The organism is Allobosea rubneri (genome assembly GCF_032464875.1).
In the GTDB taxonomy this organism is placed as follows: Bacteria; Pseudomonadota; Alphaproteobacteria; order Rhizobiales; family Beijerinckiaceae; genus Allobosea; species Allobosea rubneri.
The window spans coordinates 16,996-33,314 of sequence record NZ_JAWDID010000058.1 but is presented as its reverse complement, the minus strand read 5'-3'; the positions used below and the strand labels follow the sequence as shown (position 1 = coordinate 33,314).

Here is a 16,319-nt window from a genome sequence, read left to right as displayed (position 1 = left end):
CTCCGGCAGCGGGGCGCGCCAGTCGGCCGACATCGAGCCCAGCGGCACCCCGGAGCCGGAACGGCTGCGCAGGCTGGCGGAAGCCGCCTTTGCCGAGCATCAGCCGGCGCCTCGCCGCGAGCGCCCGGCAGCGATCCCAGCGCCCGCCCCGGCCCGCAAGCTCGCCAATGCACGCGGCGGCGACGCCGGCTGGGAAGAGTTCTGAAACTGAAACGCCGGTCGGGCCGCACAATCGCTGCTGCCCGACCCAACACCAAAGCCCGCGAGATCGGCGATGAGCCTTGCGCAAAGTTGCCAGGTCAGCGCCGCCCGATACGCTGCAGATGGCAGATCTTGACCCGCCCACCCCGGCCGTCAGGGCGCCAGCTGCAGCCCGGGTTGCTCGGCTTGCCCCGGTAGAGGTGATAGACGCCGCGATTCCGGCGGTCGAAGCGCTGGTTGGAAGCGTCGTGCCCGCCGATGCGGACTTTGTTGCCGAAGCGCACCTCGGCATTCGCCGGTATCGCCGAGACGAGCAGCAGAGCGAACATGCCCGCAATCGGGAGCCCTCCTGCCCCGGTTCGCAACCTTGCCATCCCGCCTCCTACAGAAACCCGATCCAGCGCCCGGCCAGCAACGTCGCCAGCCAGAGCGTCGCCGAGACCGCCGCCCGGAAGCGCATTGCGCCCGTCACCGTGCCGTTCGCGAGCGCCCTGCGGTAGCCGCCGGCATGCTGCAGCCCGATATTGGCAATGGCGAGCACGAGCAAGCCGAGCTTCCAGAGGAAGGCCTCATTGGCGAGATACTCGTCCGGCTTGACGGTGAACAGCCAGAACCCCGTCGCCAGCGCCAGCGCCAGCCCGACGGCGGCGGCGCGCGTCAGAAAGGCCTCGATCACCGCCAGCGGCACGGCACGGAAAAAGCCGAGCAGCCGCAGGTCGAGCGGCAAGACCGCGCCGACGAGCAGGCCGATCCCGAGGATATGGGCAGCATTGACGAAGAGATAGGCCGTGCCGGACTGCCGGATCAGCACGGCACCCGGCCAGGCCTCGAGGCCGGCGACGAGATCCATCGGCAGCGTCAGTTCGCGCGGATCCGCTCCGGATACATGTCGTAGTTCTTGCCGGCGAGCACGATCCGGACCGCCTTCATATGCGCCTTGCTCTTGTCGAGATGCCGGTTGCCGATCGCGGTCACCGCATCGCCTGCCTTGGCGGTCGTGCCGGTGAAGCCGGAGCGCTCGGTCTGGTTGGGGTTGCCGAGATCGACCTGCCAGACTTTGCCGTCGGCCGCGGTGACCATCAGCATCGGATGCGGCGGCGCCATCGAGATGCTGCGGATCGTGCCCTTCAGCTCCATCTGCTCGCCCTCGGCCCAGGACCAGCCGTGATGGGCGATGACCGGCGCGCCGGCCAGCGTGGTTGCAGCCAGCGTCAGCCAGACCAGGCTGCGGCGGGAAATCGGCGAAAGAAGGCTGAGACGCGTCATGGATCGGCTCCCCATGGCTTCCGGCAACTGCCGGGGGACTATACCGCCCGGTTTCGCCATGCCCATGGAAGAACCGCGCCTTCGCGGTTCACGATCCGATCAGCTGCCGATCAGCGGCCGATCAACCCCGGCCGGGCACCACGACGAGCCGCGTGATCTCGCCGCGCAGGAAAGCCTGCAGGAAGCGGTCATAGTCCTTGACCGAGACGCAGCCATTGGAATCGCCGCGCGGGCCGAGCAGGTAGCTGTGCACCAGAAGGCCGGTGCGGCCGAAGATCTTGCCGGCGCCGCCGACCGGGTGCATCCGGATCGCCCTCACGCCATGGAACAGCGCCTCGCGCTCGGTCAGCGTATAGACATGCGGCGGCGTCGGCCCGTGCATCCGCACATGGACATAGCGCAGATCGTTCATCTTCTCGCCGAGGCCGGAATTCGCCACGAGCCGCTCGCCATTCGGCAGATAGAGCGTGCGGGCGCTGATGTCGTAGACCGCCGTCTTGGGGCCGACGCTCATCGGCGAAGCCATCGGAGATGGCGCCGGGGCCGGCTCGGGCGCCACCGTCAGGCCGCTGCCGCGACGCCCAGAGATATCGTCCTGCGGGGCGGCATAGGCGAGCTGCGTGCCGGTGGTCGGCGTCCTCGCGCCGAAAATCTTCTCGAGGAAGGACCGGTTGTCGACGGGCGGCTCGGCCGCGGCGGCGACATCCTTGCTCCGGCGCGAGGCGCCGCGGGCCGCGGCACGCGGCTCGGGCACCGACGGGAGCTTGAGATCGGACGGGCGCGGCACCGGCAAGGGGCTGATCAGGGCGATCTTCTGTGCCGGCTCGGCTGCGGGCGGGACAGGCGGCAGGATGGCCGCGACCGCGGGGCCCGAGACCGTGGACGGCGCGATCGAGCCGGTCGTCTCAGGGTCGAGCACGGCAAGTTTCGGCACCGGCTTCGCCGACTGGAAGGCACCGGCGAGAGGCTTGCTGTCGGCCATGGGCCGCGCGACATAACCGGCGACATAGCCCGGCCGCAGCACTGGCAGCGCGGCGACGCTCACAGAAGCGGCAGCCTTGACCGGCAACGCTCGAACGATCTGCGTGGGCGCATTATGCGCGCCCGCCGTTTCGGCACCTTTGCCCTGCCAGAGCGAGACGCCGACGGCGGCAGCCCCGCCGACCGCGAACAGCATGGCGAGCCGCAGGAACGGACCGGAGCGGCGCTTGCGCCCGAGGCTATAGGCATAGCCGGTCGACCTGTTCGAATAACGCATACGCAACGCCTCGGGACACATGAGCACGCCGCCAGGACCAAGCGACGACACCCTTCGCTCATCCAGCGATCAGGGAGTTGCCGGCCGATCCGTGGTTTCGGGAAGCACCCAACCTCGTGCCCTCATTGAGCGCGCGCTTGGTTAATCCTGGATGAATCGCAACGAAGAAAATCGACGCAGCATCCGGCAACGAAAAGGCCGGGGCACCCGCCGCACGGCAGGTGCCCCGGCCCGTTCGGGACAGCGCTAGAGCGGCTTCAGCCCAGCCTCGATCGCCGCCCGCTTCGCTTCGAGGAAGGGCGGCAGCGACAGGGCTTCGCCCATGGTCTCGGCCGGCTCGTCGGTGGCAAAGCCCGGGCCGTCGCTGGCGATCTCGATCAGGATGCCGTTCGGCTCGCGCAGATAGAGCGAGCGGAAGTAGAACCGATCGACTGGCCCGCTATTGGGATAGCCGGATTCCCGCAGCCGCTCGGCCCAGGTGTCGTATTCGCCGAAGCTCGGCGTCCGCAGCGCGAGATGATGCACGCCCCCCGCCCCTTCGCGGGCCTGCGGCAGGCCGGGCTCGACCGCGACGTGCAGCTCCGCGGCAGGGCCACCCTCGCCGATCTTGAAGACGTGGATGTCCCCCGAGGCATGCGGCGCATGCTTGTAGTTCGAGGTCCGCTCCAGCCCGAGAAGCTTGGTCAGGACGAGTTCCGTGCGCTCGATCTGCGGCACGGAGATCGTCACCGGCCCAAGCCCGCGTATCTGGTGCTCGGCCGGAACCGAACTCTTCTCCCAGACCGCGAAGGGAATCTGGCCGCCATCCGCGACGAGCGTCAGGCGCTGCCCCTCGGGATCCTCGAAATCGAGAGCCGCCCGGCCATTGATCGTGACGATGTCCGAGACCGCGACGCCCGCCGCCGAAAGCCGCTGCCGCCACCATTCGAGCGAGGCTTCGTTCGCGACGCGCAGGGCGGTCCGGACGATCGAATGGGTGCCGCGCCGCGCCGGAGCCGTCGGCCAGTCGAAGAAGGTCAGATCAGTGCCGGGCGAGCCGGCACCGTCGGCATAGAACAGGTGATAGGCCGAGGTGTCGTCCTGGTTGACGGTCTTCTTGACCAGCCGCAGGCCGAGCGTATCGACATAGAAGCGGTGGTTCTGCGCGGCCTGCGCGGTGATCGCGGTGACGTGGTGGATGCCTGTGAGTTGCATGGCGTGAGCCCCTATCCTGGCGGCGTCACCTTTTCGGCGACGCACGCTGTTGCATCGGTCGCCACCAAGATAGGCATTGCCACTACGCCATAAACCCGGGCCCGCGACAATCATGGATTGCGCAAATGCAATGAACCCTATGGCTTCGCAGGCGGCGCGGCAGCCGGCGGCGGCGAGAGCGCAGGCTTGTCAGCCTGATCGGCGGGACTGGCAGGGGTCGTGCAATCCTGCGGCTTCTTCTCGCAATCATACACCATGGTCGGCGCCGCCGACTGCCCCGCCTGCCCGGCCGAAGGCAGGATCATGTTCTGTCCCTTGTCGACCTGCGCCGGATGGGTCGTCTGTGGCCCAACCCCCGGCTGCGCCGGCGGGCTCGGCGTCGGCGAAGGTTGGGCGGGCGTCGCGGCCTGCGCGAAGGCCTGACCTGCGCCGAGCCCGAGGCCGATCAGCAGTGCGAGTACGGTCGTTCCAGTGCGGCCTCGTGCCATGGCCTTGCCTCCCATCGTCCGAAATGAGCTTCGGACGACAACCCACCGGCAGGCCGCGAGGTTCCGCGTTATTCCGCAGCCCGGGCCGGCTGCGCCGCGACTGCGCCCTCGCCATGGCGGCTAGGCTTGGCCTTGAGCTTGAGCTCGCGCAGCTCCTCGCGCTCGCGCGGCGTGTTGCGCATCAACTGGTCCTTGCCGGGCAAGTACTGGACCGGCTGGGCGACATCAGCCTCGTACCAGGCGGCCGCACGCAGCACGAAGGACGGGTCCGCCAGATGCGGCCGGCCGAGCGCCACGAGATCGGCCCGGCCCGCCGCGACGATGGTGTTGGCCTGGTCGGCCGAAGTGATGGCGCCGACGCACATCGTCGCGACACCGGCCTCGTTGCGGATGCGGTCGGAGAACGGGGTCTGGAACATGCGGCCGTAATGCGGCCGGGCCTTGGGCGTGGTCTGCCCGGTCGAGACGTCGACGAGGTCGCAGCCAGCCGCTGCGAACGCCTCCGAGATCGCCACCGCGTCCTCGGCGCTGATGCCGCCTTGCTGCCAGTCGGTCGCCGAGATGCGGACCGACATCGGCTTGTCGGCCGGCCAAGTTTCGCGAAGCGCGGCAAAGACTTCAAGCGGATAGCGCATCCGGTTTTCGAGCGGGCCGCCATAGGCGTCGCTGCGCCGGTTGGTCAGGGGCGAGAGGAAGCTGGCGAGCAGGTAGCCATGGGCGCAGTGCAGCTCCAGCATGTCGAAGCCGGCGCGCAGGCCACGCTCGGCCGCCAGCACGAAATCGGCCAGAACCCGGTCCATGTCGACCCGCGTCATCTCGCGCGGAACCTGGCTCTCGGGATAATAGGGCAGCGGCGAGGCCGAGAGGATTGGCCAGGCGCCCTCTTCCAAAGGGCGGTCCATCCCGTCCCACATCAGCTTGCTCGCGCCCTTGCGCCCGGCATGGCCTAGCTGGAGGCAGAGCTTCGCCGCCGAATTGGCGTGCACGAAGTCGACGATCCGCTTCCAGGCTGCCTCCTGCTCGTCGCTATAGAGCCCCGCGCAGCCGGGCGTGATCCGGGCATCGGCCGAGACGCAGGTCATCTCGGTGAAGACCAGCCCCGCCCCGCCGATGGCGCGGGCGCCGTAATGCATGAGGTGCCAGTCGCCCGGCATGCCCTCCTGCGCCGAGTACTGGCACATCGGCGAGACGACGAAGCGGTTCGCGACCTGCATCTCGCGCATCCGGAAGGGCTGGAAGGCCGGCGGCACCGGCGAACCGTCCCGTCGCACCGCCTGGTCCGCGCCGAGATCCTCAGCGACGAGCCTGTCGACGGCCGCGACGAATTCCGGGGCCCGCAGGGCAAGATTGTCATAGGTGATCGCCTTGGAGCGGGTCATCAGCCCGAAGGCGAAGCGCAGCGGCTTAAAATCCCAGAAGCGCTCGAGCTGCTCGAACCAGACCAGCGAGACATCGGCCGCGTGCTGAGTCTTCTCGACCTCCTCGCGTCGTGTCGCCTCGAAGGAAGCGAGCGCCGCCTTCACGTCGAGCCCGGTCCTGCGGAAGGCGCCGTGCAGCGCGATCGCATCCTCCATGGCGAGCTTGGTGCCGGAGCCGATCGAGAAATGCGCGGTCGCCTTGGCGTCGCCGAGCAGCACGACATTGTCGACCACCCAGTTCTGGCAGCGTATCATCGGGAACTGCCGCCAGAGCGAGCGATTGGTGATCAGCCGATGACCCTGGAGCTCCTCGGCGAAGACCTCCTCCAGGAAGGCAGCCGAGCCCGCCTCGTCCATGGCCTCGAGTCCGGCGCGGGCGAAGGTCTCCGGGTCGGTCTCCAGCACCCAGGTCGATTGCCCCGCCTCGTATTGGTAGCAATGCGCGATGAAGACGCCGTGCCGCGTCTCCTTGAAGAAAAAGGTGAAAGCGTCGAAGGGCCGGGTCGAGCCCATCCAGACGAAGCGGTTCGGCCGCAGATCGACCTCGGGCGCGAAGCGCTCGCGATCGCCCTCGCGAATGCGGCTGTTGATGCCGTCGGCTCCAACGACGAGGTCGTAGTCGCGCTTCAGCGCGGCGATGTCGACGACCTCCTCGGTGAAGCGCAGCGCGACGCCGACCTGCCGCGCCCGCTCCTGCAGCAGCATCAGCAGGGTGCGCCGCGAGCAGCCGCAGAAGCCATTGCCCGATATCCGCTGCTGCGTGCCTTTGAAATGGATCGAGATGTCGTCCCAATAGGCGAAGCGCGAGACGATCGCCTCATAGCTCGGCTGGTCCGCCGCCTTGAACAGATCGAGCGTCTGATCGGAGAAGACGACGCCGAAGCCGAACGTGTCGTCATGGCGATTGCGTTCGAACACCGTGACGTCGAGCGCCGGCCAATCGCGCTTCATCAGGAGCGCGTAATAGAGCCCCGCCGGTCCGCCGCCCACCACCGCAATGCGCATGACGCCTCTCCGCAAGCTGACCGAGTTATTTTAGGTCTGAAATAATTTTCTTTCAACAGGAACGCGAAAGGTCAAGGTCGCCTGCACGAAACTCCGTCACACAGGAGACTCAAAATACTGTAAAATAATATCATTTTTGAATTCCGATCACGATGCGTCCGGCATCCCTTCAGTCTCTTGCAAAATGCTTCAGACCTAAAATATATTGATCCGCAAGACGGGAGTGGCGGCTTCATGGCATCGACTCTGGCGGGACAGCATGCCCTGGTGAGCGGCGGCGGACGCGGCATTGGCCGCGCGATCACTGCGGCGCTTCACCATGCCGGCGTCCGGGTCTCGATCATCGGTCGCAACGGCACCATCCTGCAGCAGGTTCTGGACGCTGGCGAGGCCGACCGGGCCGCGACCGTCGACGTCACCGACGAGGCCGCAATGGTCCGGGCCCTTGCGGAACTCTCGGCCGAGAAGCCTTTCGACATCGTCGTCGCCAATGCCGGCGCGGTCGAGACCGCCCCCTTCCGCAAGAGCGATGCCGCCCTGTTCCGGCGCATGGTCGAGATCAATCTCGTCGGCACGGTCAACAGCTTCCGCCCGGCCCTGCCGGCGATGCTGGAGCGCGGCTCCGGCCGGCTGATCGCGATCGCCTCGACCGCCGGCCATCGCGGCTACCCCTATGTTTCCGCCTATGTCGCAGCCAAGCACGCCGTCGTCGGGCTGGTCCGTTCGCTTGCGCTTGAAACCGCCCGCAGCGGCGTCACCGTCAACGCCATCTGCCCCGGCTACACCGACACGGACATGGTTGCCGGCAGCATCGCCACGATCACCGGCAAGACCGGCGTGACGGCGCAGGATGCGCTGGCGCAGCTGGTGAAGGACAACCCGCAGGGCCGGCTGATCACCCCCGAGGAGGTCGCGGCGAGCGTGCTCAACCTCTGCCAGCCCGAAAGCCGCGGCATCACCGGCCAGTCCCTCCTGATCAATGGCGGGGAGTTCTGAGCATGGAAATCTCCGTCAATGCCCTCATGCTCGACCGCGAGACCAAGGCGAGCGAGCGCCCCGGAGACCACAAGGACGAGCTGCGCCTCTGGCTGCGGCTCCTGACCTGCTCGACCCTGATCGAGAGCGAGATCCGCACCCGCCTGCGCGAGGACTTCAAGACGACGCTGCCGCGCTTCGACCTGATGGCCCAGCTCGAAAAATCGACCACTGGCATGACGGTCGGCGAGGTCTCGCAGCGGCTGATGGTCTCGAACGGCAATGTCACCGCCGTCGTCGCGGGCCTCCTCGCCGACGGGCTGGTCGACAAGCGCCCGGCCGCCCAGGATCGGCGCGTGCAGGTGTTGACGCTGACCGCCCAGGGCCGCCGCGCCTTCAAGGCGATGGCGGAGCGGCACGAGGACTGGATCGCCGAGCTCTTCGCCGGGCTCGAGCCGGCCGAGACGGCGCAGCTCTTCCATCTGCTCGGCCGCACCAAGGCCTCGCTGCACAACGCCATCGGCCGCCGCCAGAGCGGCACGCCTGATCCGGCGGGAGACCAGACATGACCAGCGCCAACCCCGTGACCCTGCCGCTCGCCGGTTTCACACCGCAGCATTTCCAGCTTTCGGTCGCCGGCAAGGTCGCGACCGTGACGCTGAACCGGCCGGAGAAGAAGAACCCGCTCACCTTCGAGAGCTATCGCGAGCTCGCGGATTTCTTCCTCGCGGCGCAGAAGGAGGAGGATATCAAGGCCATCGTCGTCACCGGCGCCGGCGGCAATTTCTCCTCGGGCGGCGACGTCTTCGAGATCATCGGGCCGCTGGTCGCGATGGAGACCAAGGATCTTCTGAAGTTCACGCGCATGACCGGAGAACTGGTCAAGACGATGCGTGCCTGCCCGCAGCCGATCATCGCCGCGATCGACGGCATCTGCGCCGGCGCCGGCGCGATCATCGCCATGGCCTCCGACCTGCGCCTCGGCACGGCCGAGACCAAGGTCGCGTTCCTGTTCAACCGCGTCGGCCTCGCCGGCTGCGACATGGGCGCCTGCGCGATGCTGCCGCGCATCGTCGGTCAGGGCCGCGCCGCGGAGCTGCTCTACACCGGCCGCGTCCTGCGCGGCGACGAGGCCGAGCGCTGGGGCTTCCTCAACCGGCTGGTCGCCCGCGAGAACGTTCTGGCGGACGCCCAGGCGCTCGCCGCCGAGCTCGCCGATGGCCCGACCTTCGCCAACGCCATGACCAAGCGCATGCTCGAGATGGAATGGGCGATGTCGGTGGAAACCGCGATCGAGGCGGAAGCGGTGGCTCAGGCGCTGTGCATGCAGACCGAGGATTTTGCCCGCGCCTATCACGCCTTCGCCGCCAAGCAGAAGCCGGTCTTCGAGGGCAACTGACATGGTCTCGCTCGGGGATACGCTGGACTGGCCATTCTTCGAGCCGCACCACCGCGACTTCGCCGGCAAGCTCGCGGCCTGGGCGGATGCGACCCTGCCCGGCCTGCCGCATGACGATGTCGATGCCGCCTGCCGCGACCGCGTGAAGGCGCTGGGCGAGGCCGGCTTCCTGCGCGCCACGGTCCCGGCCGCCCATGGCGGCCTGCACACCGTGCTCGACGTGCGCACGCTCTGCCTTGCCCGCGAGATCCTGGCCGCCCGCGACGGGCTCGCCGATTTCGCCTTCGCCATGCAGGGCCTCGGCACCGGCTCGATCTCGATCGCCGGCAGCGAGGCGATGCAGCAGCGCATCCTGCCCGGCGTGCGCGACGGCAAGCGCATCGCGGCCTTCGCGCTCTCGGAAAAGGAAGCCGGCTCGGACGTCGCCGCGATGGCGACATCGGCGACGCCGGACGGCAATACGCATATCCGCATCGACGGCGAGAAGACCTGGATCTCGAATGGTGGCATCGCCGACCATTACGTCGTCTTCGCACGCTCGGGTGAGGCGCCGGGCGCCCGCGGCCTCTCCGCCTATCTGGTCGAGGCCGACACGCCCGGCCTCAGCGTCACCGAGCGCATCGACGTGATCGCGCCGCATCCGCTCGCGACATTGCGCTTCGATGCCTGCCGTATTCCCGTCGAGAACCGCATCGGCGGCCCGGGCGACGGCTTCAAGGTCGCGATGGCGACGCTCGACATCTTCCGCTCGACGGTCGGCGCCGCGGCGCTGGGCTTCGCCAGACGTGCCCTGCACGAGACGGTGAGCCACGCGAACGGCCGCAAGCTCTTCGGCGGCACGCTCGGAGACCTCCAGCTTTCGCAGGCCGCCATTGCCGACAGCGCGGCGGAGGTCGATGCGGCGGCGCTGCTGGTCTACCGCGCCGCCTGGACCAAGGATCGCGGCGCGCCCCGCGTCACACGCGAGGCTGCGCTCGCCAAGCTCGTCGCCACCGAGAACGCCCAGCGGGTCATCGACCGCGCCGTGCAGATCCATGGCGGGCTCGGCGTCACGCGCGGCGTCAAGGTCGAGGAGCTCTACCGCGAGATCAGGGCGCTGCGGATCTACGAAGGCGCCAGCGAGGTCCAGAAGATCGTGATCGCGCGGGACCTGCTGAAAAACACCGACGGACGGAACAAGGGCAAGAACTAGCTCCAGCCCTCATCCTGAGGAGCCGCGAAAGCGGCGTCCCGACGGATGATCGGGGAGACTCCGGAACCAACCGGAGCATTCTTCGAGACGTGCTCCTGGGGGGCGCTCCTCAAGATGAGGGCTGCGGACAAGACAGACGAAGCCAGGGGAACGAGATGGGTACCGCAGATCTCTTGCGGTCGGGACACGTGGACAGCTTTGCGCGGGACAACCTGCCGCCGCGCGAAAGCTGGCCGCGTCTCGACCTCGCGGCCGCCGGGCTGAGCTATCCCGAGCGGCTGAACGTGGTCACCGAGCTGGTCGACCGTCATGTCGCCGAGGGACGCGGCGACCGCCTCGCGGTGATCGGGCCGAGCGAGACCTGGAGCTATGGGCAGCTCGCCGAGACCGTGAACCGCATCGCCAATGCGCTCACCCGCGATCTCGGGCTCCTCCCCGGCCATCGCGTGATGCTGCGCGCAGCCAATACGCCGATGATGGTCGCCGCCTATCTCGCCGTGCTCAAGGCCGGCGGCGTCGCCGTCGCGACCATGCCGATGCTGCGCACCGGCGAACTGCTCTACCCGATCCGCAAGGCGAAGATCGCCCTCGCCCTCTGCGACCATCGCGTGGTCGCCGATCTCAAGTCTGCTCAATCTCTTGCGCCGGAACTCTCGACCATCGTGTCATGGGGTAATGGCGAACTCGAAGCCCTGATGGCGAAGCCCGGCTACGAGGCGTTCGCCGCCGCGGACACGGCGCAGGACGATGTCTGCCTGATCGCCTTCACCTCCGGCACGACCGGAGAGCCCAAGGGCACGATGCACTTCCAGCGCGACCTCCTGGCGATCTGCGACAGCTATGGCGCGCGGGTGCTGCAGGCCTCGCCCGAGGACCGCTTCATCGGTTCGCCGCCGCTTGCTTTCACCTTCGGCCTCGGCGGCATCGTGCTGTTCCCGTTGCGCATCGGCGCAGCCATCGTCCTGCCCGAGAAGACCGCGCCAGCCGATCTTGCAGCCGCGATAGAGCAGCACCGGGCCAGCGTCTGCTTCACAGCGCCGACCGCCTATCGCGCCATGCTCGCCCAGGCGGAGGGGCGCGACCTCTCCTCCCTGCGGACCTGCGTTTCGGCCGGCGAGACTTTGCCCAAGGCGACCTTCGAGGCCTGGCAGGCCAAGACCGGGCTGCCGCTGATGGACGGCATCGGCGCGACCGAGATGCTGCACATCTTCATCGGCGCACCGCGCGACAAGATCCGGCCGGGCGCGACCGGCCTGCCGGTCCCTGGCTACGAGGCCAGGATCGTCGACGAGCAGGGTCAGGAGGTGCCGGACGGCACGCCCGGACGCCTCGCGGTGCGCGGGCCGACCGGTTGCCGCTATCTCGCCGACAGCCGCCAGGCTCGCTATGTCGAGAATGGCTGGAACATCACCGGCGACACCTATCTGCGCGATGCCGACGGCTATTTCTGGTACCAGGCGCGCTCGGACGACATGATTGTTTCGGCCGGCTACAACATCGCCGGTCCCGAGGTCGAGGCCTGCCTGCTGACCCACGAGGCGGTGGCAGAGTGTGGGGTCGTCGGCGCGCCCTGCCCGGATCGCGGCCAGATCGTCAAAGCCTATGTCCTGCTGCGGCCCGGCTTCGCCGCCGACGCGGCGATGGCGAAGACGCTGCAGGAGCACGTCAAAGCGACGATCGCGCCCTACAAATACCCGCGCGCCATCGCCTTCGTGACAAGCCTGCCGAAGACGCCTACCGGGAAGCTGCAGCGTTTTGCGCTGCGCGAGATGGCCCGGGCCGAGGCCGCCGACGCATCCTGAAGACCAGACCATTGCAGGAAGACGCCATGTCCAGCGGTGCGCCGCCCTCCGACCTTGCCACGCGCAAGCCCCGCCCCGTCCTGCCGGATGGCTGGCCGCAGCCGCGCGGCTATGCCAACGGCATGATCGCGCAGGGAAAAGTCCTGACCACGGGCGGCCTTGTCGGCTGGGATGTGAACGGCGTCTTCGCCAGGGATTTCCTCGGCCAGGTCGGCCAGACGCTCGCCAATATCAAGGCCGTCGTCGAGGCTGGCGGCGGCGAGGTCACCGACATCATGCGCCTGACCTGGTACGTCACCGACATCGAGGCCTATCGCGGCTGCCTTTCCGAGCTCGGACCGGTCTACCGCGCCCATCTCGGCCGGCATTTCCCGGCCATGGCGGTCGTCGCCGTCTCTGCGCTGGTCGAGCCCGAGGCGATGGTCGAGATCGAGGCCACGGCCGTGCTGGCGGGCTGAAGACCGGCCTGATCCAGCACCCTCTCCAGGACGGTCATCCCGGACAAGCGGCAAGGCCGCGCCGATCCGGGATCCATACCTGAGCCTGTCCGCATGATGCTCCAGCATGGGTCCCGAATCTATGCTGCGCTTCGCCCGGGATGACAGGAAAAATGGGGCGCGCAGAAGAATCTCAGATCCCCGCCCCATCCTGCAGTTCGCCAGCTCCCTCTCGGCGCCAGAGCCGCTTATGCGCGCGGTGGGCCAGCGGCCGCAGGACGAAATCCCCGACCGCCAACGTCGCCGCGACGCCGCCAGAGGCGCCCAGCGCGATCGTCGCCCCGGCCAGCATCAGGCTCGACCCGGCCCGCCAGCTCAGGCCGCTCGCGAAGGCGCGGCGCTGTGCCGACCCGGCTCGGCCAACCTCGTGCGCCAGGGCGCGGCGCAAGCGTAGCGGCAGGCTCGCTTCCTGCCCTGTGGCAGCTGCCCCCAGCCGCGCCGCCGGTCGCAACTCCTCGACGAAACCGAAGGCGACGGTCTGGTTGCTCAGCCGCTCGATCAGGATGAAACCGCCGAGCTCGCGGCTCCCCGCATAGTCCAGCACGGCCAATGGCCGGTCGAGCCGTAGCGTCGCGAGGCCGATCGCGTTCATCGGCAGGTTGTCGGCCGGCACTTCGGCGAAGCTCTCGACATCGAGCCTGTGCTGCAATTGGGTGACGCTGGCATTTGCCGTCGCGGTGCCGAGCTTCAGGATGAACTCGGCGCCCTCGCGCAGGGGCGCCTCGCCGGTCCAGAGCAGCCGCGCCCCCAATTCCTGCCGGGCGACAGGGCCATCGGCGAGCGAGGCGATGACGTCGCCGCGCGAGACGTCGACCTCGTCGGCAAGCGTCACGGTGACGGACTGCCCGGCGCTCGCCTGCGAAACCTCGCCGGATGGCGCGAGGATGCGGGCGATCGTACTGCGGCGCCCGGTAGGCAGAACCGCTACGCTGTCGCCAATGCGGAGGCGCCCCTGCGCGACCATGCCGGCATATCCGCGAAAGTCGAGATCGGGCCGGTTGACCCATTGCACCGGCAGGGCGAAGCCTGCCTCGTCGCGCGCCTCGACCGCAACCGTCACAGCCTCGAGGAAAGGCAGCAGCGCCGGCCCGCGATACCAGGGGGTCAGGCGCGAGGCCTGCGTGACGTTCTCGCCGTCGCGGGCCGAGACCGGGATGAAGTCGATCGCCGTGAATCCGAGCCCGGCCGCCATGGCGCGGTAGTCCTGCTCGATCCGGCGGAAGACCACCTCGTCATAGCCGACGAGATCCATTTTGTTCACGGCCACAACGATCCGGCGCACGCCGACCAGCGAGACGATGAAGGAATGCCGCCTTGTCTGCGGCAGTAGGCCCTTGCGTGCATCGACCAGGATGATGGCGAGATCGGCGGTGGAGGCGCCGGTCGCCATGTTGCGGGTGTACTGCTCATGGCCGGGCGTGTCGGCGACGATGAAGCTGCGCTGCTCCGTCGAGAAATAGCGATAGGCGACATCGATGGTGATGCCCTGCTCGCGCTCGGCCGAGAGCCCATCGACCAGCAGCGCGAAATCCGGCGCCTGCCCTTGCGTGCCGAACCTGCGGGAATCGGCATCGAGCGCGGTCAATTGATCGTCGAAGACCGCACCAGCCTCGTAGAGGATGCGCCCGATCAGGGTCGACTTGCCGTCGTCGACCGAGCCGCAGGTGATGAAGCGCAGCAGGGCGCGGGCGCTGCCCTCGGCATTCTGGCCTTCGTCATTGGCCGGGCGGAATGCGCCCACGGGCGCCGGCGCGCCCCTTGTCTCGGCGAGCGCGCCCATCAGAAATAGCCTTCCTGCTTTTTCTGCTCCATCGAGCCGGAACCGTCATGGTCGATGACGCGGCCTTCACGCTCCGATGAGCGCGAGGAGCGCATTTCGGCGATGATGTCGGTGAGGCTCGCCGCCTCGCTCTCGACCGCGCCGGTCAGCGGGTAGCAGCCGAGCGTGCGGAAGCGGACCATACGGGTCTCCATCACTTCGCCGGGCAAGAGGTCCATGCGCTCGTCGTCGCGCATGATCCAGGCGCCGTTCCGGTGCACCACCGGGCGTGGGGCAGCGAAATAGAGCGGCACGACCGGGATGTTCTCGAGCGCGATGTAGTCCCAGACGTCCTTCTCGGTCCAGTTCGAGAGTGGGAAGACGCGGAAGCTCTCGCCTTGCGCCTTGCGCGTGTTGAACAGGCGCCAGGGCTCCGGCCGCTGGTTCTTCGGATCCCAGCGGTGTTGGGCCGAGCGAAGCGAGAACACGCGCTCCTTGGCCCGGCTCTTCTCCTCGTCGCGGCGGGCGCCGCCGAAGGCCGCGTCGAAGCCATATTTGTCGAGGGCCTGCTTCAGCCCCTGCGTCTTCATGACGTCGGTGTGCAGGCGCGAACCGGAGCTGAACGGGTTCACGCCGGCGCGCACGCCTTCCTCGTTGATATGGACGATCAGGTCGAGCCCGAGCCGGCGCGCCGTCTCGTCGCGAAAGGCGATCATCTCCCGGAACTTCCAGGTCGTATCGACATGGAGCAGCGGGAAAGGCGGCTTGCCCGGATGGAAGGCCTTCATCGCGAGATGCAGCAGCACGGCGGAATCCTTGCCGATCGAATAGAGCAGCACTGGTTTCTCGCAGGTCGCGGCGACCTCGCGGATGATGAAGATTGCCTCGGCTTCGAGCTTCTGCAGATGGCTGAGCTGGATCACGCCGCGACCTCCGGAGCCGGCTTGACGCGGACCAGCCGGCCATCGGGGCCGAGATGCAGTCCGCACTCCTTCGCAGCCTCCTCCTCCCACCACCAGCGCCCGGCCCGCTCCGGCTCACCCGGCCGGATCGCGCGGGTGCAGGGCTGGCAGCCGATCGAGAGGAAGCCCTGCGCATGCAGTGGGTTGAGCGGCACTTCGTTCGCCCGCGCGAAGGCGAGCGCCTGCTCGCGGTTCCAGTCGAGCAGCGGGTTGAACTTGACGAGGCTGCGCTCGGCATCGATCTCCGCGAGCGCGACGCCGCCGCGCGCCGCCGACTGATCGGCGCGCAATCCGGTGATCCAGGCGGCAGCGCCTTCCAGCGCACGGCCGAGCGGCTCGACCTTGCGTGCGCCGCAGCAGGCCTTGCGGGCCGCTATCGAGCCATAGAAGCCGTTGATGCCATGTTCGCGAACGAAACCTTCGACCTCGTCATGGCGCGGATAGAACGGCTTGATGGCGAGCCCGTAGCGAGCCTCGGTCTTTGCCCAGAGCGCATGAACCTCGGGAAAGAGCCGTCCCGTATCGAGCGTCACGATCTCGACCGGCAGGCGCTGCGTGGCGATCAGATGGGTGACCACCTGATCCTCGAGGCCGAAGCTGGTGGTGAAGACGAGCCGGCCATCGATCGTCTCGCAGAGCCCAGCAAGCCTTGCAGCGGCATCCGCCGTTCCGAACGAGACAATCATCTCTTCGGCCTGGTGGCTGAGCGCTTCCACGAGGCTATATCGCGTAGTCGACCGGGCTGAAACTCGGTTGATACCGTCGCCACCACACTCCGCCGCCTGCTTCATGGAACGTCCGAATGTTCTGTAAAACGAACATTCTCAATATCCCCCGGGCCGCAGAATATCAATTCACAGGCGATAGCGTGAAATTCCATATTTGCCCGGCGATGGAGAAGAT

At 67.9% G+C, this 16,319-nt stretch carries 17 protein-coding genes; 7 read left to right on the top strand and 10 right to left on the bottom strand.

The annotated features are described in order from the left end of the window. On the top strand, window positions 1–205 hold a 205-nt coding region (locus RKE40_RS24720; protein WP_316020853.1), incomplete at its 5' end, for a hypothetical protein. A gap of 94 nt (window positions 206–299) precedes the next feature. On the opposite strand, the gene RKE40_RS24715 is transcribed toward RKE40_RS24720, so the two are convergent. The 7 genes from RKE40_RS24715 to RKE40_RS24685 form a co-directional block, all read right to left on the bottom strand. Further along, window positions 300–530 (bottom strand): hypothetical protein, encoded by a 231-nt coding sequence (locus RKE40_RS24715; RefSeq protein WP_316020852.1) that lies wholly within the window; start codon window positions 528–530, stop codon window positions 300–302. Window positions 531–583: 53 nt separating this feature from the next. Next, entirely contained in the window at window positions 584–1,051 is a 468-nt protein-coding gene (locus RKE40_RS24710) for a DUF6644 family protein (RefSeq protein WP_316020851.1), read from the bottom strand. An 8-nt stretch (window positions 1,052–1,059) separates the two neighbouring features. Continuing rightward, window positions 1,060–1,467, bottom strand: a complete 408-nt coding sequence (locus tag RKE40_RS24705) for a DUF6152 family protein (RefSeq protein WP_316020850.1) — start codon at window positions 1,465–1,467, stop codon at window positions 1,060–1,062. 121 nt (window positions 1,468–1,588) lie between these two features. Further along, window positions 1,589–2,725, bottom strand: coding sequence for a DUF2778 domain-containing protein (locus RKE40_RS24700; protein ID WP_316020849.1), 1,137 nt, complete (start codon window positions 2,723–2,725; stop codon window positions 1,589–1,591). A gap of 246 nt (window positions 2,726–2,971) precedes the next feature. Then, on the bottom strand, window positions 2,972–3,919 hold the full coding sequence (locus RKE40_RS24695) for a ring-cleaving dioxygenase (protein WP_316020848.1): 948 nt from the start codon (window positions 3,917–3,919) through the stop codon (window positions 2,972–2,974). Window positions 3,920–4,056: 137 nt separating this feature from the next. Further along, window positions 4,057–4,407 (bottom strand): hypothetical protein, encoded by a 351-nt coding sequence (locus RKE40_RS24690; protein ID WP_316020847.1) that lies wholly within the window; start codon window positions 4,405–4,407, stop codon window positions 4,057–4,059. A 68-nt stretch (window positions 4,408–4,475) separates the two neighbouring features. Next, window positions 4,476–6,830, bottom strand: a complete 2,355-nt coding sequence (locus tag RKE40_RS24685) for a bifunctional salicylyl-CoA 5-hydroxylase/oxidoreductase (protein WP_316020846.1) — start codon at window positions 6,828–6,830, stop codon at window positions 4,476–4,478. A 234-nt stretch (window positions 6,831–7,064) separates the two neighbouring features. Here RKE40_RS24685 and RKE40_RS24680 point away from each other — a divergent pair, with 234 nt between their 5' ends. The 6 genes from RKE40_RS24680 (at window position 7,065) to RKE40_RS24655 (ending at window position 12,656) form a co-directional block, all read left to right on the top strand. Then, complete coding sequence (locus RKE40_RS24680) at window positions 7,065–7,826, top strand: SDR family NAD(P)-dependent oxidoreductase (protein WP_316020845.1); 762 nt, start codon at window positions 7,065–7,067, stop codon at window positions 7,824–7,826. 2 nt (window positions 7,827–7,828) lie between these two features. Next, window positions 7,829–8,374, top strand: a complete 546-nt coding sequence (locus RKE40_RS24675; RefSeq protein WP_316020844.1) for a MarR family winged helix-turn-helix transcriptional regulator — start codon at window positions 7,829–7,831, stop codon at window positions 8,372–8,374. Next, entirely contained in the window at window positions 8,371–9,204 is an 834-nt protein-coding gene (locus RKE40_RS24670; protein ID WP_316020843.1) for an enoyl-CoA hydratase family protein, read from the top strand. Before RKE40_RS24675 ends, RKE40_RS24670 begins: the two co-directional genes overlap by 4 nt. A 1-nt stretch (window position 9,205) precedes the next feature. Next, entirely contained in the window at window positions 9,206–10,396 is a 1,191-nt protein-coding gene (locus tag RKE40_RS24665) for an acyl-CoA dehydrogenase family protein (RefSeq protein ID WP_316020842.1), read from the top strand. 155 nt (window positions 10,397–10,551) lie between these two features. After that, complete coding sequence (locus tag RKE40_RS24660) at window positions 10,552–12,198, top strand: benzoate-CoA ligase family protein (RefSeq protein WP_316020841.1); 1,647 nt, start codon at window positions 10,552–10,554, stop codon at window positions 12,196–12,198. Between the two features lie 26 nt (window positions 12,199–12,224). Continuing rightward, on the top strand, window positions 12,225–12,656 hold the full coding sequence (locus tag RKE40_RS24655; RefSeq protein ID WP_316020840.1) for a RidA family protein: 432 nt from the start codon (window positions 12,225–12,227) through the stop codon (window positions 12,654–12,656). A gap of 172 nt (window positions 12,657–12,828) precedes the next feature. Here the strand turns inward: RKE40_RS24655 and cysN are convergent, their stop codons facing one another. From cysN to RKE40_RS24640, 3 genes are read right to left on the bottom strand one after another with little or no spacing between them, the layout of a single operon-like run. Then, complete coding sequence (gene cysN / locus RKE40_RS24650; RefSeq protein WP_316020839.1) at window positions 12,829–14,475, bottom strand: sulfate adenylyltransferase subunit CysN; 1,647 nt, start codon at window positions 14,473–14,475, stop codon at window positions 12,829–12,831. After that, window positions 14,475–15,377: a sulfate adenylyltransferase subunit CysD gene (cysD, locus tag RKE40_RS24645; protein WP_316020838.1), complete on the bottom strand. Its 903-nt coding sequence runs from the start codon at window positions 15,375–15,377 to the stop codon at window positions 14,475–14,477. Before cysD ends, cysN begins: the two co-directional genes overlap by 1 nt. Further along, on the bottom strand, window positions 15,374–16,132 hold the full coding sequence (locus RKE40_RS24640) for a phosphoadenylyl-sulfate reductase (protein WP_316020837.1): 759 nt from the start codon (window positions 16,130–16,132) through the stop codon (window positions 15,374–15,376). The genes cysD and RKE40_RS24640 overlap by 4 nt, the downstream gene beginning before the upstream one ends. Window positions 16,133–16,319 lie beyond the last annotated feature (187 nt).